This window comes from Paenibacillus typhae (assembly GCF_900099765.1).
GTDB lineage: Bacteria > Bacillota > Bacilli > Paenibacillales > Paenibacillaceae > Paenibacillus_AQ > Paenibacillus_AQ typhae.
The window spans coordinates 152,222-177,845 of sequence record NZ_FNDX01000001.1; the positions used below are offsets into that span (position 1 = coordinate 152,222).

General features: G+C 46.0%; 21 protein-coding genes. 13 read left to right on the forward strand and 8 right to left on the reverse strand.

Annotated features, from left to right (window positions below; genetic code table 11):
- The first annotated feature begins 72 nt into the window (after window positions 1–72).
- Entirely contained in the window at window positions 73–999 is a 927-nt protein-coding gene (locus BLR64_RS00640; protein ID WP_090711184.1) for a hypothetical protein, read from the forward strand.
- A gap of 122 nt (window positions 1,000–1,121) precedes the next feature.
- Here the strand turns inward: BLR64_RS00640 and BLR64_RS00645 are convergent, their stop codons facing one another.
- A complete protein-coding gene (locus BLR64_RS00645; RefSeq protein ID WP_090711186.1) occupies window positions 1,122–1,991 on the reverse strand; it encodes an SDR family NAD(P)-dependent oxidoreductase in 870 nt (289 codons plus the stop codon).
- 221 nt (window positions 1,992–2,212) lie between these two features.
- Between BLR64_RS00645 and BLR64_RS00650 the strand changes: the two genes are divergently transcribed.
- From BLR64_RS00650 to BLR64_RS00660, 3 genes are all read left to right on the forward strand, one after another.
- The gene (locus BLR64_RS00650) at window positions 2,213–2,719 is read left to right on the forward strand and encodes a MerR family transcriptional regulator (RefSeq protein ID WP_244157565.1); all 507 of its coding nucleotides are present in this window, start codon (window positions 2,213–2,215) and stop codon (window positions 2,717–2,719) included.
- 76 nt (window positions 2,720–2,795) lie between these two features.
- Entirely contained in the window at window positions 2,796–3,932 is a 1,137-nt protein-coding gene (locus BLR64_RS00655) for a glycerol dehydrogenase (protein WP_244157566.1), read from the forward strand.
- Between the two features lie 84 nt (window positions 3,933–4,016).
- Window positions 4,017–4,934 carry a divergent polysaccharide deacetylase family protein gene (locus tag BLR64_RS00660; protein WP_244157567.1) on the forward strand — a complete coding sequence of 306 codons (918 nt, stop codon included), beginning with the start codon at window positions 4,017–4,019 and terminating at the stop codon, window positions 4,932–4,934.
- Here the strand turns inward: BLR64_RS00660 and BLR64_RS00665 are convergent.
- Window positions 4,921–5,694: an N-acetylmuramoyl-L-alanine amidase gene (locus BLR64_RS00665; protein ID WP_244157568.1), complete on the reverse strand. Its 774-nt coding sequence runs from the start codon at window positions 5,692–5,694 to the stop codon at window positions 4,921–4,923. The two genes, BLR64_RS00660 and BLR64_RS00665, sit on opposite strands and share 14 nt — an antisense overlap.
- Window positions 5,695–5,875: 181 nt before the next feature.
- Here BLR64_RS00665 and BLR64_RS00670 point away from each other — a divergent pair, with 181 nt between their 5' ends.
- The gene (locus BLR64_RS00670) at window positions 5,876–6,064 is read left to right on the forward strand and encodes a YqzE family protein (protein WP_090711188.1); all 189 of its coding nucleotides are present in this window, start codon (window positions 5,876–5,878) and stop codon (window positions 6,062–6,064) included.
- A 201-nt stretch (window positions 6,065–6,265) separates the two neighbouring features.
- Here BLR64_RS00670 and BLR64_RS00675 read toward each other — a convergent pair whose 3' ends face one another.
- The 3 genes from BLR64_RS00675 to BLR64_RS00685 form a co-directional block, all read right to left on the reverse strand.
- Window positions 6,266–7,342 carry a hypothetical protein gene (locus BLR64_RS00675; RefSeq protein ID WP_090711190.1) on the reverse strand — a complete coding sequence of 359 codons (1,077 nt, stop codon included), beginning with the start codon at window positions 7,340–7,342 and terminating at the stop codon, window positions 6,266–6,268.
- A gap of 154 nt (window positions 7,343–7,496) precedes the next feature.
- Window positions 7,497–8,561 carry a YqhG family protein gene (locus BLR64_RS00680; protein WP_090711192.1) on the reverse strand — a complete coding sequence of 355 codons (1,065 nt, stop codon included), beginning with the start codon at window positions 8,559–8,561 and terminating at the stop codon, window positions 7,497–7,499.
- A complete protein-coding gene (locus tag BLR64_RS00685; RefSeq protein WP_090711194.1) occupies window positions 8,558–10,303 on the reverse strand; it encodes a DEAD/DEAH box helicase in 1,746 nt (581 codons plus the stop codon). The genes BLR64_RS00680 and BLR64_RS00685 overlap by 4 nt, the downstream gene beginning before the upstream one ends.
- A gap of 332 nt (window positions 10,304–10,635) precedes the next feature.
- Here BLR64_RS00685 and BLR64_RS00690 point away from each other — a divergent pair, with 332 nt between their 5' ends.
- From BLR64_RS00690 to BLR64_RS00725, 8 genes are all read left to right on the forward strand, one after another.
- A complete protein-coding gene (locus BLR64_RS00690) occupies window positions 10,636–14,406 on the forward strand; it encodes an LAGLIDADG family homing endonuclease (protein WP_090711196.1) in 3,771 nt (1,256 codons plus the stop codon).
- Between the two features lie 453 nt (window positions 14,407–14,859).
- Complete coding sequence (locus BLR64_RS00695) at window positions 14,860–15,048, forward strand: hypothetical protein (RefSeq protein ID WP_090711198.1); 189 nt, start codon at window positions 14,860–14,862, stop codon at window positions 15,046–15,048.
- A gap of 847 nt (window positions 15,049–15,895) precedes the next feature.
- Window positions 15,896–17,215, forward strand: a complete 1,320-nt coding sequence (locus tag BLR64_RS00700; RefSeq protein WP_167360564.1) for a TniQ family protein — start codon at window positions 15,896–15,898, stop codon at window positions 17,213–17,215.
- A gap of 281 nt (window positions 17,216–17,496) precedes the next feature.
- Entirely contained in the window at window positions 17,497–18,141 is a 645-nt protein-coding gene (locus tag BLR64_RS00705) for a TnsA endonuclease N-terminal domain-containing protein (protein WP_090711203.1), read from the forward strand.
- A gap of 3 nt (window positions 18,142–18,144) precedes the next feature.
- Window positions 18,145–20,265: a Mu transposase C-terminal domain-containing protein gene (locus BLR64_RS00710; RefSeq protein WP_090711205.1), complete on the forward strand. Its 2,121-nt coding sequence runs from the start codon at window positions 18,145–18,147 to the stop codon at window positions 20,263–20,265.
- 1 nt (window position 20,266) lies between these two features.
- Window positions 20,267–21,277 carry a TniB family NTP-binding protein gene (locus BLR64_RS00715; protein ID WP_167360565.1) on the forward strand — a complete coding sequence of 337 codons (1,011 nt, stop codon included), beginning with the start codon at window positions 20,267–20,269 and terminating at the stop codon, window positions 21,275–21,277.
- A 160-nt stretch (window positions 21,278–21,437) separates the two neighbouring features.
- The gene (locus tag BLR64_RS00720; protein ID WP_090711209.1) at window positions 21,438–23,138 is read left to right on the forward strand and encodes a TniQ family protein; all 1,701 of its coding nucleotides are present in this window, start codon (window positions 21,438–21,440) and stop codon (window positions 23,136–23,138) included.
- A gap of 186 nt (window positions 23,139–23,324) precedes the next feature.
- Entirely contained in the window at window positions 23,325–23,588 is a 264-nt protein-coding gene (locus tag BLR64_RS00725; protein ID WP_090711211.1) for a hypothetical protein, read from the forward strand.
- 343 nt (window positions 23,589–23,931) lie between these two features.
- Here BLR64_RS00725 and BLR64_RS30970 read toward each other — a convergent pair whose 3' ends face one another.
- The 3 genes from BLR64_RS30970 to BLR64_RS00740 are packed head-to-tail and all read right to left on the reverse strand — an operon-like array spanning window position 23,932 to window position 25,102.
- Entirely contained in the window at window positions 23,932–24,207 is a 276-nt protein-coding gene (locus tag BLR64_RS30970; protein WP_279615452.1) for a hypothetical protein, read from the reverse strand.
- A gap of 17 nt (window positions 24,208–24,224) precedes the next feature.
- A complete protein-coding gene (locus tag BLR64_RS30975; RefSeq protein WP_090711215.1) occupies window positions 24,225–24,764 on the reverse strand; it encodes a transposase in 540 nt (179 codons plus the stop codon).
- 5 nt (window positions 24,765–24,769) lie between these two features.
- Window positions 24,770–25,102, reverse strand: a complete 333-nt coding sequence (locus tag BLR64_RS00740; protein ID WP_090711217.1) for a hypothetical protein — start codon at window positions 25,100–25,102, stop codon at window positions 24,770–24,772.
- Window positions 25,103–25,624 lie beyond the last annotated feature (522 nt).

Below are 25,624 nucleotides of genomic sequence, written 5' to 3' on the forward strand. Positions count from 1 at the left end.
CTGCCTGTCAGATATATAATACAGGGGTATGGGCTGCTTGAGCAGCGTAAATTGAATTAAAGGGGAATGAGGATGAAGCTTGCACGGGAGGATTTTCAAGGAATCAGAAACTGGTTTTACCGTAATGCCCGTCCGCTCGAATTGGCAAAATGGCAGTTTCATTTCGAGAATGGCGGACAGACTGCTGTGCTGACGGCACTTGCAGCCTACCAGAATGAAGACGGCGGATTCGGAAATGCCCTCGAGCCGGATGCCTGGAATCCGTATTCCTCGCCGCTTCAGACCGCAACCGGGGCGGATATGCTGATGGAGATTGGGTTTGAGGACAAAGATCATCCCGTTGTGCAGGGGATACTCAGGTATCTGAACAGCGGAGCCGAAATGGACGGTAACACATGGCGGAATGTGATTGCTTCTAACAACAATTATCCGCATGCACCCTGGTGGAATATGGACTCTGACAGCACAGCCCGCAGCATCTTTAATCCGACCGCGATTCTCGCCGGCTTTATTCTGCGGTTCGCTGACTGGGACAGCGCGCTTTATGCACGCGGCTTCGGAATTGCGAAGGAGCTAGAAGATCTTTTTTTACAGGAATCGGAGATCGAGATGCATCCGCTCAAATGTGTCCTTACACTGCTTGAGTATATCGCCCAGGCGGGACTGCAGGAGCAATTCGCTTACGCTGAGATGAAAGCAGCTGCAGAGCGGCGGATTACTGCACTGCTGCAGCGGGATGCCGCTGACTGGAACGGCTATACCTGCAAGCCTTCGTTTTTCATTCAAAAGCGGGAAAGCTTGGGCTATGAAGAGAATGCAGCTATCGTGGAGAAGGAATTGGACTATACGCTTGAAAGCCGCAACAAGGAAGGCGTCTGGAACCTGAACTGGAGCTGGGCCAGCTATGAGCGGGAGTTTGCCGTCAGCGAAAATTGGTGGAAGGGCTGGATTGCGCTGGAGAAGCTGCTGTTCTTGCAGGCCTTGGGGCGTCTGGACTGAATTCGGGTTAAAGACATAAATAAGGCGGCGGCGCAGCTGTTCTCCCGGGGGAGACGGCTTGCGACGCCGCCTTTTATCCGTTTCTGCCTGGTTAGAAGGATGGCGCTATTGCTGGTACGCTGTTAGGAGCTTTTACGGATGGCAGAGAACTCTTGGGCATAAATATCCCGGACCTTACTTAGAACGGCAGGGGCATGCTCGGAGAATTTCAGACCGGATACCTTATCCTTCATCAGGAAAATACCCGGCTGATCTTTGTGTCTGCCCAATGCGGCATTATACAGCAGACCGGCACCGTAGCTCGGATGGTGAAAGAACATTTTCATCAGGGGCTTGATATAGAAGGGCAGGCCCGAATTTTTACCTTTGCGGAGTGTGTTGTTGCCTCCCGGATCGGCACTGCGGATCATAATGCCTTCAGCAGCGAGCTGCGGTGCGAGTTCCTTCGTCCACAGGGATAGCGCCAGTTTGGAGACCGCGTACGGACCGAACAGCTTCTTGAAGGAACGGGGCCGCTCCAGCAGGGCGGGGTCGAAGGATTGTACACTGAGGATCGCATTGGAGGACGTGTTGATGACGGTCGGGGCAGAACCCTTCAGCAGCAGCTCCTTCAGTTCCATGGTGATAATATACGGGACAACCGTCTGCAGCTCGAAATGCAGCTCACGGCCCTGTGCAGAATAGCTGAGTTCCGAAAAACTGCCTCCGGCATTATTAAAGAGCAGATCAAGTTTGGACTCCCCGGCTTTAATCGCATCCAATGCCTGGTGCAGACTGGCGAAATCTGTCAAATCCGCGTTGTAAATTCTCAGCCTTTTGCTGGCTGCAGCTTCAGTTATCAGGGGATCACCGGCGGGAAAAGCGGAGCGGATCAGCACGGCGACCTGCCAGCCCTCGCCCAGCATTTTACGGGTCAGCTCAAGTCCGATGCCGTTGTTGGCTCCGGTAATCAGCGCGGTTCCGCGGCTGGCGTGATTATATTGTTCATTCATTGATATCTCTCCTTCGTTTGATCATAGTGACCAGGATAGCCGGTGCAGCAACACCGTGTATCTGATGGTGGGCTCATTCTATAACCTGGAGCCGACTCCAAGTCAAGGAATATTTTGACGGAAAAAGAGGAGCTTGACTTGGAGCTGACTCCAAGTTATACAATAAGGTAATCGGATATTACAGGTTCAAGAAAAGGCCGGGAATTCTGGAGGTGCTGGAATTGATAGAGGCAACAGAAGCAAGAAAGGAACAGACGGAAGAAGAACGGGCGAAGGAAGAACAAGCCGGTGGAGTAGAACAGGGAGCCCAGGAGGGCTATCCCATTAAAAAAGCAGCGGAGCTCACCGGTCTTGCCGAGGATACCATCCGCTACTATGAAAAAATCGGGCTGCTGCCCCGGGCGAAACGTAAAGGGAATACGCACCGGATCTATAGCAGGCCGGATGTGGAGCGGATCAAGCTGATTGTCTGCCTCAAAAAAACCGGAATGCCGCTGGATGAGATGCGTCCCTATCTGAGCCTGACCCCGGATTCCGCCCTGAGCGGATATCCGGAGCTGTATGACAAAATCCAGACCCATAAGCAAAATATCCTCGATCAGATTGCTTCTTTGCAGCAGATCGTGGATTTCATCGACAACAAAATTACGGGCAGCGGTATTGGAACCCGCAATGAGGATTGTACACTGACCGGAGATGTCAAACGGATGCCTGCCCGCAAAAAATAGATAACTGCCCACAGAAGCTCCATCCCGCCGGGATTGGGGCTTTTTTAATAGCGCAGGTAGCAGTTGCTTCTTTACAATGAAGGTCAATCGGAAAAAGGAGGGGATTGGCCTGAGACAGGTTACATATGCTCCGTCAAGGTACATCCAGGGTGAGGGCGAGATCGCCAGGCTTGGAGCTTATTGTGTGCAAATGGAAGCCGGGGAGGCTTATGCTATCGTTGATCCTTATATTTTGTCTGTATATGGTGAGGAGATCCGGAGCAGCTTTGCCCTGGAGACTATGGGACTCCAGGTGCGGAAATTTCAGGGAGAGTGCAGTTTGGTGCAAGTGGAACAGATTGTTGCTGAGCTCAATCTTGACAGGATAGGGGTCATTCTGGGGATCGGCGGAGGCAAAACACTGGATACCGCCAAAGCGGTCAGTCACTACGCCAGACTGCCCGTCATTCTGGTTCCGACGGTTGCTTCAACGGATGCGCCGTGCAGCGCGGTAGCGGTGCTGTATTCGGAACAAGGAGAATTTGACCGTTACTTATCCTTGCGACGCAGTCCTGATGCGGTAATCGCCGACACCGGGCTGATCGCCAAGGCACCGGCCCGGCTGCTGGCAGCGGGGATGGGGGACGCGCTGTCGACCTATTTTGAAGCGAGAGCCTGCCGCAGGTCAGGCGCTGTCACCGAAGCCGGCGGCGTAGGCTCGATCGCTGCCTTAGCTCTCGCCCGGGCCTGCTATGATACCCTTCTCCAGGACGGGCCTGCGGCTCTGGAAGATGTCCGGCAGGGCAGAGCCTCCGCGCAGGTCGCCCGCGTTATTGAGGCTAACATTTACCTGAGCGGGATAGGCTTTGAGAGCGGCGGCCTCGCTGCAGCCCATGCCATTCATAACGGGCTGACCGTTCTTGAAGAATGCCGGCACATGCTGCACGGGGAGAAGGTGGCCTTCGCCACACTGGCCCAGCTGATGCTGGAGCAGGCGCCGCAAGAAGAGACTGCTGCCGTTGCCGGGTTCTGCCGCGAGGCCGGGTTGCCCCTTACCCTGGATCGGATGGGGCTTGGAGGTATTCCTGCGGACAAGCTTATGGCTGCTGCTGCGGCCAGCTGTGCCGAAGACGGACCGATGAAAAACATGCCGTTTGCGGTGGCGCCTCAGGATGTATATGCAGCGCTGCTGGCAGCCGACCACCTTGGACGGCAGACTGAGCAGCACTGTTAATTATTGCGCATCCCGCCTGTACATATTACTCCTGCGGATTCCAAACAATGAGAGTATTAGTTATAGACGAAGGAGGCGTTTCTTATGAACAAAAGCCAGTACCCGCTGCTAAATTGCCGCAAGCCGCTCTCTTATGTTGCCGTAGCTGTCCTTATGACATCTCTGATTCTAGGAGCTCCGTCTGCAACGGGAGCAGCTTCTGAAATAAGGGCAGAGGGAGAGCGGTCCGGGACAGACATTGCGTTGTCCGGGATTTATGGTGTGCAGGCGACTGTAGATAAGCCGGCACGGGCAGCCCGCAGTAAGGTAGCGATCATCATAGACGATTTCGGCAACGGGATGCGCGGCACAGAGGAAATGTTCGCTCTGCCGGTCAAAATTACCGCTGCGGTCATGCCGTTCCTGTCCACCACGAAGCAGGACGCCAAGAGAGCGCATGAACGCGGCTATGACGTGCTCGTGCATCTGCCGATGGAGCCGCGCCAGGGCAAGCCGGAGTGGCTGGGTCCGGGAGCTGTGCTGACCAGTATGAGCGACGCGGAGGTACGGGAGCGGGTGGAAGCGGCGCTCGATAATGTTCCTTATGCTATCGGCATCAACAACCACATGGGCTCCAAGGTGACCGGGGATGAGCGGGTAATGGGCATTGTGCTGGCAGTCTGCAGAGAGCGGGGGCTATTTTTTGTAGACAGCCATACCAATTACCGTTCAATAGCCGGTAAGCTTGCCCGTGAGCAAGGGCTTCCCCCGGTGGAGAACCACATCTTCCTTGATGATGTCCACTCCGCGGGCCATGTCCTGAAGCAAATGCGGCTGGTACAGGAGCATGCACAGGACCAGCGGTATTGTATAACCATCGGGCATGTCGGCATACAGGGCAAAGAGACGGCCGCGGGTATCCGCAGCGGCATTGAAGAGCTGAAGGATACTGTAGATTTTGTCGGCATAGCGGATCTGATTAAAGACCAATGGAAATGGAATGCGCGGCTTACACTTCCATAAGATAGGCTGCGATCCCGGCGGCGATGGCCTCAGCCAGCTCCTCCTGCCCATGAGGCGTACAGAGCCGGCTGCGGTCCTCAGGGCTGCTTATGAATCCCGCCTCAACGATTACCGTTGTGGCGGTTATTTTATTTAGCAGATAGAACGGTTTGCCGGGTCTGGGGTCAGTCTTCATGCCATACAGCTTATCAAGCTGATCCTGAATCGACCTGGCCAGCAAAAAGCTGCGCCCTTCCTGGCGGTATAGGACCAATGGCCCGTGCTTGGCGGGTGAAGGCGCCCAGTTAATGTGTACACTGACGACCACGTTAGCAGGCAGAGTCTCGGCCAGCTCCTTGCGCTGGGCCAGATCTCGCAGATGGCGGGATTTGCTGCGCAGCCAGAGGTTCTCGTCGCTCGGGGCGTAATCACCGGTGCGGTTCAGGATGGCGTCAAAGCCGTCGCTGCGCAGGAGCAGAAACAACCGGCGTGAGATCGCGAGTGTAATATCCTTCTCCAGGATGTCGCCGTGGGAGGTTCCGCCGTCAATCCCGCCGTGCCCGGCATCAATCAGGATAATCCGCTGATCATGGCCCAGTACCTGCCGGCGCTCACCCTTCTGCAGAGGTGCCGGGGCCGAAGGCTCCTTTTGCGCAGCATCGGCAGGTCCGGCCAGCAGCGCCATCAATCCCGCTGAAGCAAGCAGAATGGTCCATCTGCGCCATCTCCGGTATAGAGCTTTTTTATCAAAGCCGGCAGCCCGCAAGCTTACATTTCTCAAGTGTATGTCCTCCTTGCACGTTATACTGGTTCATCCCGTGGTATCTTTGTTAGATTGTGCTGTAAAAGGCAACTCTATACGGGCTGCTGCCGGTTTAGAGAGATCACCTTTCGAGCACACTAGATCCATAGAGGTCCGCCACGGACCGGATGAAGTGCAGATTTGAAAGGAGGTATGGATAATGGCTTCCAGCGGAGATGATCTGGTTAAGTACATTACCGAAAAGGTAGTAGTCTATATGGAGGACCCGCAGGCCAGCCGGGAACGGCGCAGAGCGGAGAAGCAGCCGTGGGCGCAAAAATGGTTCGGCATGCTGCCGCTCGGCCTGTCAATCTGGCGGAGCAAATGGACCCGGGAGGGCCGCAAGTGAGCTTCAGAGACAAGGTGCGCAGCATGGGTCTAACGCAAATAAAACAACCTTCCCGGTGGCATTACGCAACTGACCGGGAAGGTTGTTTTGATTTACGGGATGAGAATTTGTAGCGGAATTAACGGCGCTGGAGTCCGTTAGCGTGAATGAGAGCAGCTGACGACCGCAACTATGGATGAAATAATCATGCGGTGAACGTGGTTAATGCAACGATACAATAGCGTCAGTCTCAGTCCCGTATGCCAAATCATTGCCCCGAGCATCGGGAAGCTTATGCAGGGTTCCCGTCTTTTGCAGCAGAGCAAAGGGCAGATAGCGGTAGCCCTTTACGCCTGTAGCGGCATAGATCACTGTGCGGCTGTCTGCGGCCTTCTCCTTGACGGAGGGCCGCCAGCTCTGATAGCCGGTGATCATAAAAGGAGCGCCGGTCGTATCATTCGCTCCAGGCGACTGATAGGCCAGGGCCCGCCCCTTGCCAAGCAGGACGGCAACATTCCCGCTGTCTACAGCCTTCAGCCTGGAGCTGGCCAGCCACCGGATGTCCGCATACGGATCATCCTGCCCGCCGCTGAGACTGGCCTGCAGCGGAGACAATCGGCTGCCGGAGCTGGTTACCGTATCGGCCGACGGCAGGGCTCCCTTCAGTACAGCATCAGCCCTGGCTGAAGTCCAGGGCAGAAGCTGCAGGGTTACAGCATTAATATAGTAGGTTTGTTTATCAACGGTCAGCTTCCACACCGGCAGCATGGGAGCATACAGAGCTGTGAGTTCGGCGTTGCCAGAATAGGATGAAGGAATAAGGTCCTCCTGCACCACAAACTGGCGCAGTTCGGTCAAGCTGTATGGAAGTCCGGTTGTACCTGCACCGTATTCACTGAGCATATAGCCGCCGTCTTCAGCCGCTGAGATGATCAGATAACCGATGCGCTGCCCGCCGCTAAGCACATTGATCAGCCAGCTGTGGGTGCCTGGTCCAAGCGGATAATATTCCGTTTCGGCATTCTTCCAGGCTGTAAAAGGCTCGGCTGCAGACAACCTGCTGATGGTATCGGCAGTGAATTCCTGCAGGGTTTTGGGTGACGGCAGAGGCTTTATGGAGAGGTCAGGCTGAAGCGCCTGGGAAACGGCTTGCGGCACAAGAATACGGCTGCCCTGGGCGGTTGCTTCACCAGCTGCCGGAACCACCGCAGCTGCAGGCAGCAGGGCCAGTCCGAGACACAGAAGGGGGAACAGCCGGCGGCGCCATGCCACTGCCTGTGGTCTTGCAGATGCTTTCATCTCATCATTCACCTTTCTTGTTCCAAAATCATACAGGCTTGTCCTCTACAGCTATTGTAGAAGACAAGCCCTGAAAAGGCTGTTGCTTGCTGTCGCGCGGCTAGAAAGAATGCGGCTTGTTTTTTTGCCTGCTTTTAGCAGACCTGGTCGTATTCTATGAGCTGCGCAGATGAAACAGACCATATGTGACAGCGGAAACTGCGATTTGCGGCTCATACTGCCAGGCCGTCTCAGTCCGCCGGGCGTTATATTGCTCCTCGATGGCCTGCTTCTTCTCCTCATCCGGCTCCTTCAGCAGCTCGGAGTAATAAAGATCCACAATGCTCAGCTCCAGTCTAAGCCGCTCCCGCGCTTCCTCAGCCCAACTGTAATCCAGTCCGGCAAGCTGGTCAGTCAGATAGCTCTCCAGCCTGTCCGCTCCGCCTGAAACGGTCAGCTCATAGGGCTGGATATGAATATTCTCCGGCAGGCGGGGGGTGAGCTCCAGACTGCCCAGCCTGGTGCCGAAATCAGCAGCAATTCTTCCTGTGGTCAGAGAGATGCCGAGGAAATGCAGCTCCTCCCGCTTCAGGTCGCAGGTCATTTCGACCTTGTAACACACGCCGAGCCAAGGCTCATAGGCTGCCGAGAATAAAGTCATGCGCTGTCTGCTCCCGGGGTCCTCGAACAGCTGCAGGCACTTGCCTTCATCTCTCGCAGCGGCCCATATTTGCTTGAGCCGCTTGCTTCCGTAGGTGACATCCTCGCGGCGGATCATACCGGGCCCCAACCGCGGCAATGCCGGGACGATGCCGAAGTAGCGTGCAAGGATGCTGTCCTGCGGTTCCGTGGAAACACCGGGCGGCACACCGGCCGGAGCGCCGCCTGCAGCTGCTGTATCCGTCTCAGCTGCAGCCTCCATGTCGTTGCTGCCCGGCTGAACCATGGGTGCCGGTCGAAGATTCGTACCGCCGCGCGGCCGGGCAGGGGCTGCCGCTGCCTGGGCTGCGGCATGATCATATTGCTCGGGATCAAATACGAAGGTAAAGGAAAGCGTCTCCGGCTCCGCGCCTGTCCGCTCCACGAAACCCCAGTAATAGGGCCTGTCGGTCAGCATCCGGTCGGCGCGTGGCGACAGCTTGACCGTTACATGCAGCGGTGAAACCTCGATAACGGTGCAGCCGGTAGCCTCCAGATAATCCATCACATGCCTGCGGACCTCCTGTGCCGTCAGTGTCATGGCGTAACCCCGCTTTCCTGCCGGGTTTCCTGGGACAGCTCACTCAGCGACTCGCCGATATGATCCAGTCCGCTGCGCAGCTCCTCGTCGCTGCGGGCTTCCAGCATGATTTTATAAAGGCTTTTTTCCAGGGATTCCTTCTGTTCAAAGCGCTCGAGAATGACATCCAGCCCCCCGATAACCATTTCGAACATGTTGATTTTCTCATGCAGCAGATGGAGGATATGCTCTTCGATCGTTCCCTGGGTAGAGAGATTATAGATGACGACATCATTCTGCTGGCCCAGCCGGTGTACCCGGCCGATCCGCTGCTCCACCCGCATCGGGTTCCAGGGCAGATCGAAATTGATCATATGGTGGCAGAACTGCAGGTTAATGCCCTCGCCGCCCGCTTCGGTGGCAATCATGACCTGGGCGCGTCCGCGGAACAGATCCATCATCCAGTCTTTTTTGCCGCGGTTCATTCCGCCGGAATAAGGGACGCACTGCAGCCCGTGATCGCGGAAATACTGCAGTAAATATTCCTGGGTGGCCCGGTACTCCGTGAAGACAATCACCTTTTCATTCATTTCCCGGATCAGCTCCATCGTCTTCTCCGCCTTGGTGTTCGTCTTGACTGTGCGGATACTCTGCAGCAGCTCCATCATCCGGTCACGTTTGGGCGAATCGGCAGGCAGCTTTTTGATCAGATTAACGAGAGTAATGAAGACGGCATCACGGCTGCTGCAGACTTCACGCTGAAGCGTTACAAGGGAGAGCATGCTGCTTAGATTACCGCCGGATTCCTGGTACGTATCTTTGACAAACGCGGTAACCCCGTCATAGAGTGCCTTTTCCTCAGGTGATAGAGTAAGCGGAATATTGCGTACCTTGCGCTTCGTGAAGCTAACAGGCCCCTCGCCGCGCCGGTTGCGGATCATTACCTTGGAGAGCTCGCCGCGCAGCTGGACCTCGTTCTTCGGCTGTCGTTTATCGACGACAAAATTGGCGGCAAAATCACCCTGATTCCCCAGCTGTCCCGGCTTCAGCAGCGTAATCAGATTGAACAGCTCGCCGAGGTCGTTCTGGACAGGTGTGGCGGTGAGCAGCAGGCAGTATTTTTTGCGCAGCTGCTGCACGAACTGGTAATTGGTCGATTTCTTGTTCTTCAGCTTGTGGGCCTCGTCAATAATCAGCATGTCGTATTCAGAGCTTAACAGCAGCTCCTTATGCGGATCACGCTTGGCCGTATCCAGGGATGCGACAACGATGTCGTTGCCCCACGAATAGGCTTTTTTCTGGGCGACAGCGTTAATTCCGAATTTGGCATTAAGCTCGCGGACCCATTGCAGTACTAGTGAAGCAGGGACCAGAATCAGCACCTTGCCCACCAGACCGCGTACCAGATACTCTTTCAGGATCAGGCCGGCTTCAATCGTTTTGCCAAGCCCCACCTCATCCGCAAGAATGGCCCGGCCGGACATTTCAAACAGCACTTTATGTGCGGTATCAAGCTGGTGGGGCAGCGGGGACAGGCTGGACAGATGCTTCGTGCACTGCAGCTCGTCAAAGCTGGTGACAAGGCCGCATTGTTCCCCCTGCACAGCCAGCCGGGATAATTTCCAGTCGCCCCAGGGGCCGCCTTTTTCCAGCCTGGATTCCAGATCCTGCAGCCAGTTCCGTTCAAAGGACAGGGGAACCGGAAGCAGCGGGGCTGATATGCCCCCCTCCTGCGGTAAGGAATTGCGGGATAATTGCATCATGTTGCAGCCTCCTCCGGCAAGGTCTCATATCGGAATGCGTAAAAGTAGTATGCTCGTAAAAAAGAGAATTCATAACAGAGACTAAAAAAACGAGATTTCGCCGGAAAATGCTGCCGAAAAGCCTTGTTTTTGCGCTAAGGCTTCTATTTTTAAAAAGGAACTCTGGTACAATATGTGGTATAGTGTTAAAGCATGTTTACACAATATATTGTTACAAAAGCTTGAAATGTTGGTTTGCGGCAGGCTTTTGGCGTTAATTTGTTATTGACAAGCCGAAGCTGGTATTGCCTGCAGTACTTGTTTTACATATCACATAGCGGGAGGTTTTTCTATTGAGTACAGTGGAACCTAAGCAGCGCCTTGAGGGACTGAGCGAGAAAATATTTTTGGATCGTTACGCCTGGAAGGATGCAGACAGCAATAACGCCAAGGTGGGCGATGTCGTGCTGGTGCTGACCAAGGATGACCCGAAATTTCCGACCAAGGAAGTTGGCGAAATTGTCGAGCGCAGCGGACGGATTGTAACCGTGAAGACCCGCAGCGGCGAGCTTGTGCAATCGGATGTGGAGAAGCTGACCCTTAATATAGAAAAGACGCCGGAAGAAATGTGGGACCGTCTGGCCGCAGCTATGGCCTCTGTCGAGAAGACACCCGAACTGCAGGAGGAGTGGACCGGCAAATTCCGTTCCATTCTCGATGACTGGAAGCTCGTTCCGGGCGGACGGATTGCCGCAGGGGCGGGGGCGAGCGAGGAGCTGACCTTGTTCAACTGCTACGTTGTTCCTTCGCCAAAGGACAGCCGCGGCGGGATTATGCAGACCCTCTCCGAAATGACCGAAATTATGGCCCGCGGCGGCGGTGTCGGCATTAACCTGTCCTCGCTGCGCCCACGCCGGGCAATTGTCAGAGGAGTCAACGGCTCATCCAGCGGTTCCGTATCCTGGGGCGGCCTGTTCAGCTACACCACCGGACTGATTGAGCAGGGCGGCAGCCGCCGCGGTGCGCTGATGCTGATGATCAACGACTGGCATCCGGATGTGGTCGATTTCATCACCGTGAAGCAGACAATGGGGCAGGTGACCAATGCCAACCTGTCGGTGTGCGTGAGCAACAGCTTCATGAAGGCCGTCAAGGAGGATCTGGACTGGGAGCTGGTCTTCCCGGATACAACCGATCCGGACTACGACGAAATCTGGGACGGCGATCTGGATAAATGGAAGGCAGCCGGCCGTGCGGTTATCCCTTACCGGACTGTCAAGGCCCGAGATGTCTGGCATACGATTATCGAATCAGCCTGGAAGTCCGCGGAGCCGGGCGTTGTGTTTATGGAATACTATAACCAGATGTCGAACAGCTGGTATTTTAATCCGATTATTTGTACGAATCCGTGTTTCCACCCGGACACCCGGATTGCAACAGAATATGGACTCCTTACTATAGAGGAATTATATAAAAAGACGGCTGGAGAATCGTTTCTTGTTGGAACCGATTTGAGACTGGTCGAGCAGGCAAAAGTGGTCGGCGGCCGAAGCTATGAAATTCCGGGGCTGCAGATGAGAAGGGCGACGGTATTCCCTACGGGAACCAGAGAGACCTTAAAAATTTCTCTGCAAAATGGGGTTGAACTATCCGTAACGCCTGAACATCGTCTGTTTACCGACTCCGGCTGGAAAGAGGCTCACACGTTAACCGCTGACGACCGTGTCTATCTGCAGTCCGGTGAAGGCGGCTTCGCGGCTGAAGACACACTCGGGGAGCAGTGGGGCTGGTTCCTGGGCTGGCTGACCGGCGACGGCTGGATTTCCGGACGCGGCGACATCGGTATGGTATTTGGTGAGGCGGACAGTGAAGTTATCCCGGCACTGATTGCTGCTGGCGAAAGTATTACTGGCGTGACCGCCAAAGTGTTTAACCGTAACAACGGGACCAAGCAGGCATACTGGTGGCGCAAATCGTTCCGCGAGCAGCTTGAAGCCCTTGGAGTCAAGGCTGTCAAAGCGGCAGAAAAAGAAGTTCCGGCCGCGCTATATTCCGCTTCGCGCAGGACGGTTGTGGCTTTCCTGCAAGGATTATTTTCGGCAGACGGAACGGTGTACGAGAATGACGAGATGCACCGGACTGTGAGGCTGACATCCGCATCCAAGAAGCTGCTGCAAGGGGTTCAGTTGCTGCTGCTTAATTTTGGGATTAACAGCTCCATTTATAACCGTCCGAAAAAAGCACAGGCTGTCTTTACTTACACAACTCTAGGCGGAGAAGAACGAATCTACGAGGGCAGCGGATTCTATGAGCTGATTCTAAGCGGAAACAACATTGTACAGTTCAAGGAAAAGATCGGCTTCAAGCTGATCACCAGAAAACAAGAAGCGCTGGAACGGATCGCCAGACCTTCGCGCAAATCAGAGAAGTTCATGTCCAGAGTCGTTGGTATTGAGCCTGGAGAGGTTGTACAGGTCTATGATATCACCGAGCCCGTAACGCACTCGCTGATTGCCGGCGGAGTAGTTGCACACAACTGCGGGGAACAAGGACTTCCGGGCTGGGGCGTCTGCAACCTGTCGGCGGTTAACCTGTCCAAATTCTATGATGCTGAGAATCATGATGTGGACTGGGCGGATCTGGCGAGAACGACCCGTTATTCCGTCCGTTTCCTGGACAATGTCATCGACAAAACCCCTTATCATTTCCCGGAAAATGAAGCGAACCAGAAGCTGGAGCGCCGCGTAGGTCTCGGTACGATGGGCCTGGCCGAGCTGATGATCAAGCTGAATATCCGTTACGGCAGCCCGGAATCTCTGGTATTCCTGGACAAGCTCTACGGCTTCATGGCAAGGGAAGCCTATCTGGCTTCTTCGGCCATCGCAGGGGAAAAGGGGTCTTTCAAGGCCTTTGATGCAGAAAAATATCTGCAGAGCGGATTTATGCGCAATATTGCCGATGTGTATCCGGAGGTTGGCGAATCCATCCGTAAACGCGGTATGCGCAACGTCACTGTTATTACCCAGGCACCAACAGGCAGCACAGGTACAATGGTCGGTACATCAACCGGAATTGAACCGTATTTTGCCTTCAAATATTTCCGCCAGAGCCGGCTCGGCTATGACGAGCAGTTCGTGCCGATTGCACAGGAATGGCTGCAGGCCAATCCGGGTGAGGAGCTGCCGGAGTACTTCGTAACCTCGATGGATCTGTCTGCCAAGGACCATATCCGTGTGCAGGCGGCGATTCAGCGCTGGGTGGACAGCTCAATCTCCAAGACAGCCAACTGCCCGTCCGACTTCACCGTCGAAGAAACGGCTGAGCTGTATGAGATGGCCTTTGACCTCGGCTGCAAAGGCGTAACGATCTACCGCGACGGCAGCCGCGATGTGCAGGTGCTGGAAACGTCGAAGAAGGAAGACAAGAAGGACGAACCGGCAGCAGCAGAGCCGGCTGCAGTTGAACCTGCTCCTGCACCAGCACCGGCTCCGGTAGTGGCAGCAGCTCCGGTACCGCAGGCGAATGTGGTCGACAAGCAATACAAAAAACGCCCGCAGGTGCTGCGCGGCGCTACCTATAAGATCAACACGCCATTCGGTATGGCGTATATCACCATCAACGACCTGGACGGCATTCCGGCCGAAATCTTCCTGAATGTCGGCAAGGCCGGCTCTGACGTCTTCGCCATGGCCGAAGCCCTGGGCCGTGTCTGCTCGCTGTTCCTGCGCTACGGCGACCACGGCGAGAAGGTTGAGCTGCTGATCAAGCATCTCAAAGGCATCGGCGGCTCCGGCGCCATCGGCTTCGGTGCCAACCGCGTCGAGTCCATCGCCGACGCGGTAGCCAAAGCCCTCGAGACCCATGTGCAGAACAACGCACATGACGATCACGTAGCCGCTCCGATCGCGGCCACCCTGGAGCTCGATTTCAATGAGGCGCTGAGCGCCGAGCTGAAATCGAGTGTGCCAGCCGCGGCTCCTGCGGATGCCGGGCATGGCGGCCATGCGGCGCATAGCCATATGGCGGCCTCGCGGGATCTCTGCCCTTCCTGCGGGAGTGCATCGCTTATTAACATTGAGGGATGTAAGACTTGCGGGAATTGCGGGTATAGCCGGTGCGGGTAAGGATTGGTAAAAAGGCATGTGAACAGGTTTGTTGTGATTTTCCATTTTAAAAGAGAATTGTTCCATTTCAAAAGAGAATTGTTCCATTTCAAAAGAGAAAAAAAGGTGGCATACATTTATTTGAATAAAAATTCATTAAATTCATAGTGAAAAGCCGATAAGGCCTTTATTAGGACTATCGGTCTTCTCCTGATTAAGTTAGGAGTAAATTATGTAATAAATGCCTGCTGTTATATCGAAATACTGGTTGAGGTTCTGTTTTCAAATAATAAAAAAATTTTACATTGGAAAAACTGAAAAAGTTATCAAACGTGAATGGGATTACACCTGATCAAATGGTTGTACTTTTGAATTTGCGAAGAGCAGGACCAATAGAAAATAATACGATGTATATTACAATAAAGAGAATTAAGTTTTGTGTTAGAAATGTCTAAGATCGAAGGAGTAACTAATATGAAATCTAAAGTATACGTTTCTATAGATGGGGTAGTAAAAGAAGCCATTGGTCCACAGCCTAAACATGCTTTGCTTTTTGCAGCCCCGCTTAAAAGCGCTGAAACGATAGTAAAAGAACAAAGGGAGGCGCGACTTAGAAATAGTGAATTTCTAAAGCAAAGATTTTCAGAAGCGATTAAGCGATAAACCTCAAAATTATATTATGGTAAGGAAATTTTTAAGCGCATTTATTGTGTGGGGTCATTAAAGTTGTGAAATGACCGCTTTTATTGATTCATTAAAATGGCATTTAATTAATACTGACCATATTGAAATATTAATCATTTGTGCTTTTATGTGAAATAGTTGATTTTGAGTATTGCGCATCAGATTCATCCAAATGTTTATTGAGACTTTAATTTCAAGCAAAATATCAATATGAATCACCTCACTGTTGTGAGGTGATTTTTATTGCATGAAGTTTAATATAATACTATATAGATTGAACTAATAATATTGCTGTTTTGGGATTGCATGTGACTCCACAGAATGTTTGGACTTCCAGCCGCTGTCCTTCTGCAAATTTCTTGATTTATTCCGTTTCTAACGGTTGAAATCCGCAGACTGCTTATGCTTCCGGAGCTAGCTTTTCCACGAAAAGCTTTTAGGCGGTCGCTACCGCTCTTCCAGTTCCAAAATTATCCTCCGCCACTCTTTCCTTAACATAAATTCTTAAGTTCAATCTATATAGCAAGAAGCCAATGTAGAGTGAAAAAATTAACAAGGGCGGTTGGTGTACCTACATGTTCTATCAATTCTAATAATTGTTTGAATAAAACGAGATTATTAAGTATAGTTCTCAGTGCTTAAAATTTTACTAATTGTTTATTAATAATTATAACTACAGATTTATTGTGTTAAGCGAAAGAACACGTATTAAATATAATCGCACTTATATTTTTGGGGATAATAATTATAGTCTTGTACTAATTGATCGGATAGCGCATTACTTGATTCCTTTCCTTATTATTAGCCTATGTTATTGGAGGAGACGATGAATAAGTTATTAGTTCTACCTCAACCTTTACATCCTAAGCCTTTTTATGATGAGAGTTTAAGTGGATTTTTATTAAGATTCTCTCTGATCAATCGTATACCTCCAAGATTCTTGTATGGCAAATTAGAAAAATTTATGGAGAAACAAATAAGCAATTATTGTATTGATAGAGAAATCTTAAATGATAGGGATTTGAAATTTATCGCCAATATATCCAATAATAAAATTGAAGATATTTCTAATATGAGGATAACTGAAAATAAAATCCATGGAAATCTAATTTCGTATGATGATTTAGAGACTGTTAAGGCAAAAGTTTGTCCTTATTGTTTATCTGACATAGAATATATTAGAAAGATATGGCTCCTAAGTATTGTGACTGCATGCCCGCATCATAAAGTTCAATTAATAGATTGTTGTAGTATATGTTCTAAAGATATATCTTGGAGAAGAGGAAATTTATTCATATGTACATGCGGACATCGACATAAGAAAAGTCAGGCGCCAATAGCTGCAACTTCAACAGTTAAATTTTCCGAATTTATTTACTCTAAATGTAACTTATACAAAGATAATTTAATCCTCAGCAACAATAGTTATTTTATAGATTGCGACTTATTAACTTTAAACTCAATGCTTCATTATTTAGGAAGAGAATTAACTACTGGATTGAGTGTTGAAAATAAATATAAGAGAGGAAATATATCTTTCTCAGAATATGTACAGTTCCAACTTGATGTAATTCAAATTTTAAAGAATTGGCCGGAAGGGTACAGAGACTTTCTTAGTAATTTACATCTCATTACAGATTTAACTCTAGATACTTTAGAGAATTCCCTTTATAAATTTCAAAGGCTACAACGTGGTAATTTAAAACCTTTAATAGAAGAATTTCATTTATACATGAAACCAATTGAAGAGAAAAAAGCATTGGAAGAAATTCAATCGTATAGACGAGCGCTAGCATCATTTAAAGTTGTGGAAAAGCAACTATCATTAAAAAGAAAGGCACAAGGCTTTTTAGGTTTAAAAGAAGTAGTAAAATTATTAGGATGTCAAGAATGGCATATAAGATTTTGGATAGATAAAGGTTTTATGAAAAAATGTGGAGATAATAAATATTATAACGAGGTTACTTTAGAAAGCTTTCAGAAATTTAAAAGGACATATATAACTTTAAAAGATATCCAAAAAAAACTTAAAACTTCATATTCTCAATTATTAAGAAAAGGTATGATACCAGTGTCTGGATTGAAAATTGATGGTGGTAGAATGTATCTGTATCGAAAAAAAGATATTAAACTATTATTGAAATAGTAGTGTAGGTAAGTTAAGTATACCTAGCGAATTTTCTGACTAACCCCAAACAGTTTAATTATTTTATATAAGATCAATAAAAGCATCTAGCTAAGTATAGCGGATGCTTTTTTATGTGATTTACTTGTGTTTTTAAAGATGCCTCTAAATATATTAAGCTTTTATCTGAATAAAATGGGTAAGTTTTAATAAAGGTTTATTTATGACCTTCAGTCTATTTAAATCCTATTAATTGTATATCTAATTTATAGATTGATAATAATAGATTTGAGGTGAGGTATATGGTAAAGCCAGCTAGAAAAATACCACCAAGTAGAGGCAAACACTCAAGATACGAAGTTCCGCTTATAAGAAAAAAATCTATGATTTTATGTGAGGGGAGTATTGAACGTGATTATGTGAAGGTTCTAGATTTTGACCCAACAATAAATGAAATCATTAGCCAACCGATAGCAATTTTTTACTCGTATCGAGGTAAAGTGCGTGTCTACTTTCCCGATTTTAAAGTAATTTTAAGTAATGGGAATGTATGGATAGTCGAAATTAAGCCTGCAGAAAAGCTTAGGAAAGAAGAGAATTTAATTAAATATGTAGTCGGAAAGCTCTACTGTGATCCAAGGGGATGGGAATACAAAGTTGTAACTGAGGATGAAATAAGACAGGGATTTTTAATAAAAAATTTAAATGATCTTCGTAGTTTCGGTACTACGCAGGTTGATTACAAATTATTAATATACATTACACAAAAATTAAAAGAGGTAGGGACATGCACAATTAAAGATTTATGCATTAGGTGTACAGAAATGGATAATGAGGATTTTTACAAGGGGATTTATTACTTAATTTATCATCACAACATTTATATGGACTTAGTTAATCAAGAGTTGAATGATGATTCGGAAATAAGCATTCAACTGGAGGTGTAAATTATGGAGGCTTTCGCTTTAATTCCAGGAATGCAGTTTAAAATGGATGATGACAAGTATCTTATTCGTAAATGTCTCGAAAATGACGATATTGAACTTTCAAACTTATCGTACAACAGCGTGGAGATATTCTCAACAAATGAATTGTTAGAAGCATGGTATGAAAAGCGGCTTATACCAAGAAAAGAATTAGCTATTCAAATGTTACCACGCTTGATGGATCCAGCACTGATTTCAGATGAAGAAAATAAAATCATGGAAAACCGCTTCAAAGTTTTAGAACCAGTTATTAAAGGATTAATAAAACCGGAAGATATTAGAAATTACGTAGATTCGTTACCAGTAGAGTTGAAACTTAGTATTGGTTCGTTTTCCATGCTATACAAATGGAAAAAGAAATATATAGAGACAGGTGATAAAAGGTCTTTACTCTCTACAGGACGATCTCAAAAGCGCGGTTTATATACGGACCCCATTGTTATTTCTCTGATTGAAAAAATGCTTCGTGATGAAGAGAGAACAGGTTTAACGACAACTATTCGGGATAAACACATCAGTCTAAAAGGACAAATTGAGGAACTTAATAAATTCCGAGAAAAGAATGACCGAATTAAACCTTGTGGCCAAACCACTTTATTCCGCATTATACAAGATAAGACTAATAGTCGAGCGAAAGATCGATCAAGACATGGACCAGTACAGGCGGCACTAAATATGAATGGTTCAACCTCAGAGCTAGTTGTAAAACGGCCATTAGAACGTGTTGAAGTTGACTGGACGCCTATTGACTTACTAATTGTTGATTTAGAAACATTAAAGCGAGTGCGTTATTATCTCATATACGCAATTGACGTATTTAGTGACTATCCTCTTGGTTTTTACATCTGCCCTAATGAACCGAATTCAAAAGATATCTTGCAGTGCCTACTACATGCAATGTTACCTAAACTTCATCTGAAAAAATTATATCCAGATTTAAAACATGATTGGACGGCTTTTGGTGTTCCTGAGGTAGTGGTAGTAGATAATGCTAAAGCAAATGAATCAGGAGACCTCAAAGAAATATTAGGTTTAATTAATGTCGAAGTGCAATTTTGTCCTGTTAAAACAGGGCATTATAAAGGGACGATCGAGAGAGGTTTGCAAACGGTTAATCGTATTTTACACAAATATCCAGGAACTACTTTTTCTAATCCGCAAGAAAAATCCCAGTATAAGTCTGAAGAAGAAGCTTGCATTGATATGCTTACTCTTTTAAATATCATTCATATCATTTTTATTGAAAAGATTGCCAATGATTACAGTTTGGCTGTTGGAGGAACTCCTGATTTTGTATGGAGGGAAGGCCTCAAAGAACTAAAAGTTCATAGAAAAATACCATTTAGTAAAGAGGAGCTAATTATACTCTTAGGTTCAGGAACAGAGTATCGGTCAATTTCGAATAAAGGAATTAAAATTCAATCACAGCACTTTACTAGTCCCTCGCTTATGGAACTAGCAGATAGAAAAAAACGAAGAAAAGATAAAGAAGATGTCAGAGTACGCTTTAATAAAGCTGATATGAGAATAATCTATGTTTATGATGAAGAAAATAAGCAATATATCGAGGTATATCCTACTAAGAATAGTCTGCAAAATAAAAATATTAATGATTTGTATCCGGTACATTATGATCAATTGCATTCTATCTCTTATAATAATGGGCAAAATTATCGTGATTTTAATACATCTGATTTATATCATGCAGATCAAGCCATTAAAAGGCTAATTACTGAAAGTGCGGGGAGATTAAAGGTAGTTGAACAATTACCTAAAGATGAGCGTGCAGAAATAATGTCGAAAAATTTGTCAGCAGCCCATGTTACATTTGATGCTCAGTTAGCACCTAATGATTTAGAGTCTATCCGTTTAGTGGACGAGGCATCAGAACATATTAAAGAGTATAAAGAGAAGTTTAAAAGGAAGAGAAAGAGTAAAGATACCCCATCAGACAAGAATACAGGAAACAAAAAAACTAGCTTTAAAACACCATCAGTGAGCCAATCAACTTTGGTTAATACTGATTCAGAACTGGAATTAATGCCATACGATACTGTTTATAACATTAATGAAGGAGAAAAATAATATGACCAAGATGTTTTTTGAACCACTTAATGGAAAACGGATATCTGAAAAGGAATTTAATTTAAGATATGCTCATATAGAGTCTTTAAGAGTAGTGCATCCAAAGTTTTCCGAGATTAAATCAGAGGTAACTAAAATTCATAATCTCTCAAAAGCCAATGTTAAGGCAGAACAATTATGTATTATTGGACAAACTGGTGCTGGTAAATCGTCTATTATAGAGCTGTATGCCTCCAAATATCCACATGTAGAGGAAGAAGAACGAACTCATATTCCAGTTCTACTTGTCAGCGTGCCTCCAAGAGCTAAATCTCCTAGGGTTTTAGCTTCAAAAATACTTCGTGAAATGAAAGATCAATTTTTTGATTCTGGTTCTGAAGAACATATGACCCATCGTATCTGTAATTACGTTGATAAGTGTGATATTAAGATGATATTTCTGGACGAATTTCACCATTTGATTGATAGGGATACAGATTACGTCCTTGCAAGCGCCTCTGACTGGCTGAAAACATTTATAGACAAGGTTAAAATTCCAGTAGTGCTTGTTGGATTACCTGAGTCAGAGCGAATATTCTCATATAATGAACAATTAGATGGACGTTATCCTAATCGTATGGTGCTACCCCCATTTTCTTACAGTTCTAAAAAGGATATAATTGAATTTAGGCGATTTCTCGTATCTATTGATGATAAATTACCATTATCAGAGCTTTCAAATTTATCGGATCCTGAATTAGCAGCGAAAATATTTTATTTCTCTTTTGGTGTTCCAAGATATGTAATGAACTTACTTAAAAGTGCGACTGAAATCTCACTTAATAAGGGCAAGGATCTAATAACTGAGATAGAATTACGAGATGCATTCAACAGAATTACTCGATCTACACGTCCATATGCTATAAACCCCTTTGAAAACACAAAATTTCATTTAATGGATGAGATTGAGAAAGAGAAAAAAATTCATGAACAGCTTTTTCAGTCTGAGCCTAAGAAAGGAAAAAGAAAATGATTTTCTGATTAAATATTAGCTCAAAATGAAAGTTATCTCCTCTCTGATAAGTAAGTAAGATGCCTACTAATTTTAGTAGGTTTTTTTTGTTTTGTCTTACTAGAATAAAGCGTTAATTAATCGGAAATACTAGAGTTATGACGATTTTTTTGGAGGGAGAATGTTGCGATTACTATTAAGACCAAGGATTAATGATGAGGAAAGTTTAGTGGGTTATGTTGAACGTATTTCTGCTCGAAATTGTTGTAAAGATAGTTTGGGGATTTATCACCTACTTTATTCTTCTACAAGAGATTTACAAAATAATATGTTTTCTAATGAGGATGCGATAATATTAGAAGATTTAACTGGTCAAATTAGTGATGTTTTAACATCGAAAAGTTATTTTCAGTGGATTGTTTCACATCAGTCTAGTAGTAATTATGTTTTGAGGAATCAAATAAAATTTTGCCCAGAGTGTGTGAAAATAAAGGGAATTCATAAATACATTTGGGGATTCCACCCGGTTTGTATTTGTCTAGAGCATCAAAGAAATCTAATTAACCTTTGCCCGAAGTGTAATAAAAATATTACTCTAACTGAATTATTAAGATCAGGAATATGTAAAAGATGCAGTTGTAAAATCCTAACTGACGCTAAGAATGAATCAATTATTTCACCTGAATATATTTCTTCACAGACATTAATCCAACGGTGTTTTCTTGAAGGAGATCCGTTACTTAGAAATATTAACATAAGAAACACAGAAGATTTTTTTTGCTTGGCCAAAATGTCCTTTCATATACTGGAAGGTCTCCAAAGCTTTTTAAATGAAGAGCATCTCTTAATTAACGCATTTACAAATAAGCGAAATGGAAGTTTAGATAATCAAAAAAGCTTAATTTCATGGGGGAATTTCGTGTGGATGTATGATAATTTTCCTATGAATTATTATCAGGTACTTAATGAGTTTTCAAAAAAGAATAGGAAGACATTATATGAACAGAAAAGCAGGTATGAGGAATTAATGGTAAATAAAGAGTTTTCAATCATAAGAAAAGCATATGAGCATTTCTGGATTGGAAAGCTGAATGAGGGAAGTATCAGAAAAGATTTTTCAGTTTTTAAATCCAACGAACAATTAATAAAAAAGCGCACTGCTTTAAGAAGAGAAGAAGTTAAACACGCTACAGGAATGGGCTATAGAAAAATGAATAGACTCCGAGAAATTGGAAAGCTTGATTTGCAATTAAATGGATTTGGCAATCAACATAGGTATATTGTTAGCCAAGATTCACTCAATAAAGTAATTGAAGATCGAAATACCTACATACATAAACATGAGGCTGCATCAATTCTTGGAATTACAAGTGATTCAATTACTCTTTTAATTAAAGCAGAAATTCTCCAAGAGTATGAAACTTCATATGCACATAACAAAATGATGTTAAAAAGAGATATAGAAGATCTGCTTCAGGAGTTTTCTGGTACTTATCAACCATCTTTCAAGGGGATTTCATTTCACGATGCACTAATCAAATATTCTGTGATTGGACTTAAAATTGTTGATCTTATGCGTTTTACAAAAGATGAGATTTTACATCCTAGAATAAAGTGTCTCAATGGAACACTAGCTGACGTTTCGTATTCGGATTATGAATTGGAAAGATGCATTAGAAGATTGAAAGAGGAACGTAGGGAAACGAAAGGTTATTATTTCTCCGAAATAATGAAAATACTGCATATTGGGGAGAAGAGATTGAAGTTGTCACTAATTGAGAAGCAAATCGAACCTGATGAAATAATTATTTTTAAAGATGGACGTAAAAGATATCTTTATTTTCTCTCAAAAGTTGAGGAGATAAGAAGAGCATTGAGATGAATATCTGAGGTTTTTAACAGGGTGCAGATTCTGATTAAATAATAAAACCTTGGAATGAAATGACTCTTTAGGAGCACATTTTAATTGAAATATCTTCTGAACTACACCGGGAAGAGTAGGCGAATCATTGTAGAATGGTACTCTAAATAGTATTCTGGAAAAATAATATAATTGAAGGAGAAAAAAGTGAAAGAGCTGCCTAAGCCATACTTTATTGTTAATGAAAAAATATATTTTACTGATCGAGTTGAAGAAGTATTTGTATTTAAAGCTGAAAGTGGTAAACAAGCTGATGCAATTGGCAACTTATTGAATGAAGCATATAAAGCTGCTTATCAGGATGGCCTTGCTGCTTCCTTAAGTGAGGAGTCTAGAGAACTTAATCACACATTGATAACTTTATCAATTGAGAATACTCGGTTGAAAAAACTATTGAAGATGAGTGAATAATTGCTAACGTTTCTTTGAAAAGGCCGATAAATCCCATGTAAGGACTATAGGACATTTAGTGACGAGATAAGTGTAATTAACTTTTGATTAATAAAGGCGTACTTCTTTATCATATTAAAGCACATCTTTTTTCATTCTTTTCCCTAAAAGAAAGCAAACCACTAGCATTGCATTAACCCTGACAGAAGAAAAAGAGATGTTTAATATTTAGTTTAAATGAATATTTTAACATGTTGTTTTCCCTCCTGAGAATCAAAGAGAAGGAGGAGTTAAATGTAGGTCGCTTTTTGTAAATTAGATCCATATTTATATTCGAATTACTTTTTGCTCGGCCGGAGTTCTCCTACGCTTGTCCGAAAGATTTTTGGTTTCTGCCTCGTTCCTGCTGGTTTCCCTTTGGAGGTTCTTCGTACGCGAAGGATCTTTTCTTCCAAGGCAGACCACGGTAAATAGAGATAAATTCCATCAGTTTTAGTAACTGCCAGGGTGTTATTTTGCGGGGCAGCGAAGTATTCATCTCTTGTACCAGCAGCGCTGTAATTAACGCCAGGAATAACTGATTCCAGATGGCTTGCGGCTTATAGCTATGCACATGCACGACCCGTAAATGCTGCTTCATCCATTTGAAAAACAGCTCTATGAGCCAGCGGCATTTGTATATTTGAGCGAGTCCTCTGCTGACAGATTCCAAATGGAAGTGACGAGACGGTAACGGCGGTCTTTTTCGTTCATGAACTTAATGAGCCGTAGTTCTTCCTTGTCAGCACGAGGGGCACTGCTCATATGGACCTTAGGATTCCGAAGAATTCGGCCTTCCGGCTCGAAAGTGGACTCCTCCAAAATAGTGGTAAAGGCCCGCTCTCGCAGACGCATGACAAATCGAATATCCTCTTTGCTCCAGCCCTCCATCTTTTTGTAGTCATCGTAGCCGCGATCCATGACGTAGGTCGTATCCGATGGAATGACGAGTTCGACGGCACATGCCCGGTCCCCTACATTGGCTGTCGTAGGCACCATGGCATCGGGAAAAATGACCTCAGGTGAGGCAGCAACGAGTCGCAGATGCATCTTGACACTGCTGGCTTTACGACTCACCTGTGCCCAATTCCCCAAAGCTAGCGGCAACGAAATCGTGGAAGCATCTACAATGCTCAGTTTACCAATAGTTTTGGACATTCCCTCTAGAGAAGCCGTCCGCCGTTTGGCACGCAAGGCCAGTTGCTGAAGTGCCACTCCAGCAGTTCAGTGGGTAGACGATCCAACGAACGGGATAACTGGGAGCCACTGATGCTCTCGAGATGAAACAGACGCTGAAGTTCGGTTTGTGCACGAATCTGAGCTTCAATCTCGCTGTAAGAAGACCAGCGATTTAACTGGGCGGCAACGAAAATGAAGATACTTTTCATCACGGTAAGCTTTTTGATGTAGTAATCGAACAGGGTCGGTTCCAGAACATTAACTGGAAGTAAAGATACGAAATGACGTATGACTGAATTTGGGTTAACGTTATCCATTAGAGGCTTCTTTGTAAGGGGGGGGACAACGTGCCTACCTTCTTACATTAGAGTTTTTTTCTGTTTTTGGACAGTTAGTTTATCCCATTTAGTTAATGTCAGCTTTTATGCAACGCTATTGCATTTTATTCACTTTGCCTCGCTACAACTGCTGCAAATTTATTTTTCGTGGGAGATTAATAGAGACTTGGCAGTCTAATAATATGGTGTAATTTTATATTAATTCCATAAGCTGTTTTCTGCAGAGACAGGTTGAGAGTGTGCTAAATGTACATTTTTTATAAAGGGAGTTAAAGCACGTATAAAAATTATATTAAGTGGTGAATTTAAACAAATAAAAAATATTGATAAACCAGAAGTTCAGGCTTATAATTAATTTGCGAGTTATGGATAGTGATTGTTTAATTACAAGCTAGACCTGCTTGCACACCAAGAAATAGGCCGATTACTCAGCCTTTATTTCGTTGTGTGCGAGTGGGTCTTTATTTGTTTAAAGGAGCCATTCCTGTAATGAATTAATTT

Excerpts from the sequence above, each read along its gene's own strand:
- BLR64_RS00740 (WP_090711217.1), bottom strand. The coding sequence starts at position 25,102 with ATGGATAACGTTAACCCAAATTCAGTCATACGTCATTTCGTATCTTTA.
- BLR64_RS00710 (WP_090711205.1), top strand. The coding sequence starts at position 18,145 with ATGGAGGCTTTCGCTTTAATTCCAGGAATGCAGTTTAAAATGGATGAT.
- BLR64_RS30975 (WP_090711215.1), bottom strand. The coding sequence starts at position 24,764 with ATGTCCAAAACTATTGGTAAACTGAGCATTGTAGATGCTTCCACGATT.
- BLR64_RS00660 (WP_244157567.1), top strand. The coding sequence starts at position 4,017 with ATGAACAAAAGCCAGTACCCGCTGCTAAATTGCCGCAAGCCGCTCTCT.
- BLR64_RS00655 (WP_244157566.1), top strand. The coding sequence starts at position 2,796 with ATGAAGGTCAATCGGAAAAAGGAGGGGATTGGCCTGAGACAGGTTACA.
- BLR64_RS00720 (WP_090711209.1), top strand. The coding sequence starts at position 21,438 with ATGTTGCGATTACTATTAAGACCAAGGATTAATGATGAGGAAAGTTTA.
- BLR64_RS00700 (WP_167360564.1), top strand. The coding sequence starts at position 15,896 with ATGAATAAGTTATTAGTTCTACCTCAACCTTTACATCCTAAGCCTTTT.
- BLR64_RS00695 (WP_090711198.1), top strand. The coding sequence starts at position 14,860 with ATGAAATCTAAAGTATACGTTTCTATAGATGGGGTAGTAAAAGAAGCC.
- BLR64_RS00685 (WP_090711194.1), bottom strand. The coding sequence starts at position 10,303 with ATGATGCAATTATCCCGCAATTCCTTACCGCAGGAGGGGGGCATATCA.
- BLR64_RS00640 (WP_090711184.1), top strand. The coding sequence starts at position 73 with ATGAAGCTTGCACGGGAGGATTTTCAAGGAATCAGAAACTGGTTTTAC.
- BLR64_RS00675 (WP_090711190.1), bottom strand. The coding sequence starts at position 7,342 with ATGAAAGCATCTGCAAGACCACAGGCAGTGGCATGGCGCCGCCGGCTG.
- BLR64_RS00705 (WP_090711203.1), top strand. The coding sequence starts at position 17,497 with ATGGTAAAGCCAGCTAGAAAAATACCACCAAGTAGAGGCAAACACTCA.
- BLR64_RS00715 (WP_167360565.1), top strand. The coding sequence starts at position 20,267 with ATGACCAAGATGTTTTTTGAACCACTTAATGGAAAACGGATATCTGAA.
- BLR64_RS30970 (WP_279615452.1), bottom strand. The coding sequence starts at position 24,207 with ATGAAGCAGCATTTACGGGTCGTGCATGTGCATAGCTATAAGCCGCAA.
- BLR64_RS00670 (WP_090711188.1), top strand. The coding sequence starts at position 5,876 with ATGGCTTCCAGCGGAGATGATCTGGTTAAGTACATTACCGAAAAGGTA.
- BLR64_RS00680 (WP_090711192.1), bottom strand. The coding sequence starts at position 8,561 with ATGACACTGACGGCACAGGAGGTCCGCAGGCATGTGATGGATTATCTG.
- BLR64_RS00645 (WP_090711186.1), bottom strand. The coding sequence starts at position 1,991 with ATGAATGAACAATATAATCACGCCAGCCGCGGAACCGCGCTGATTACC.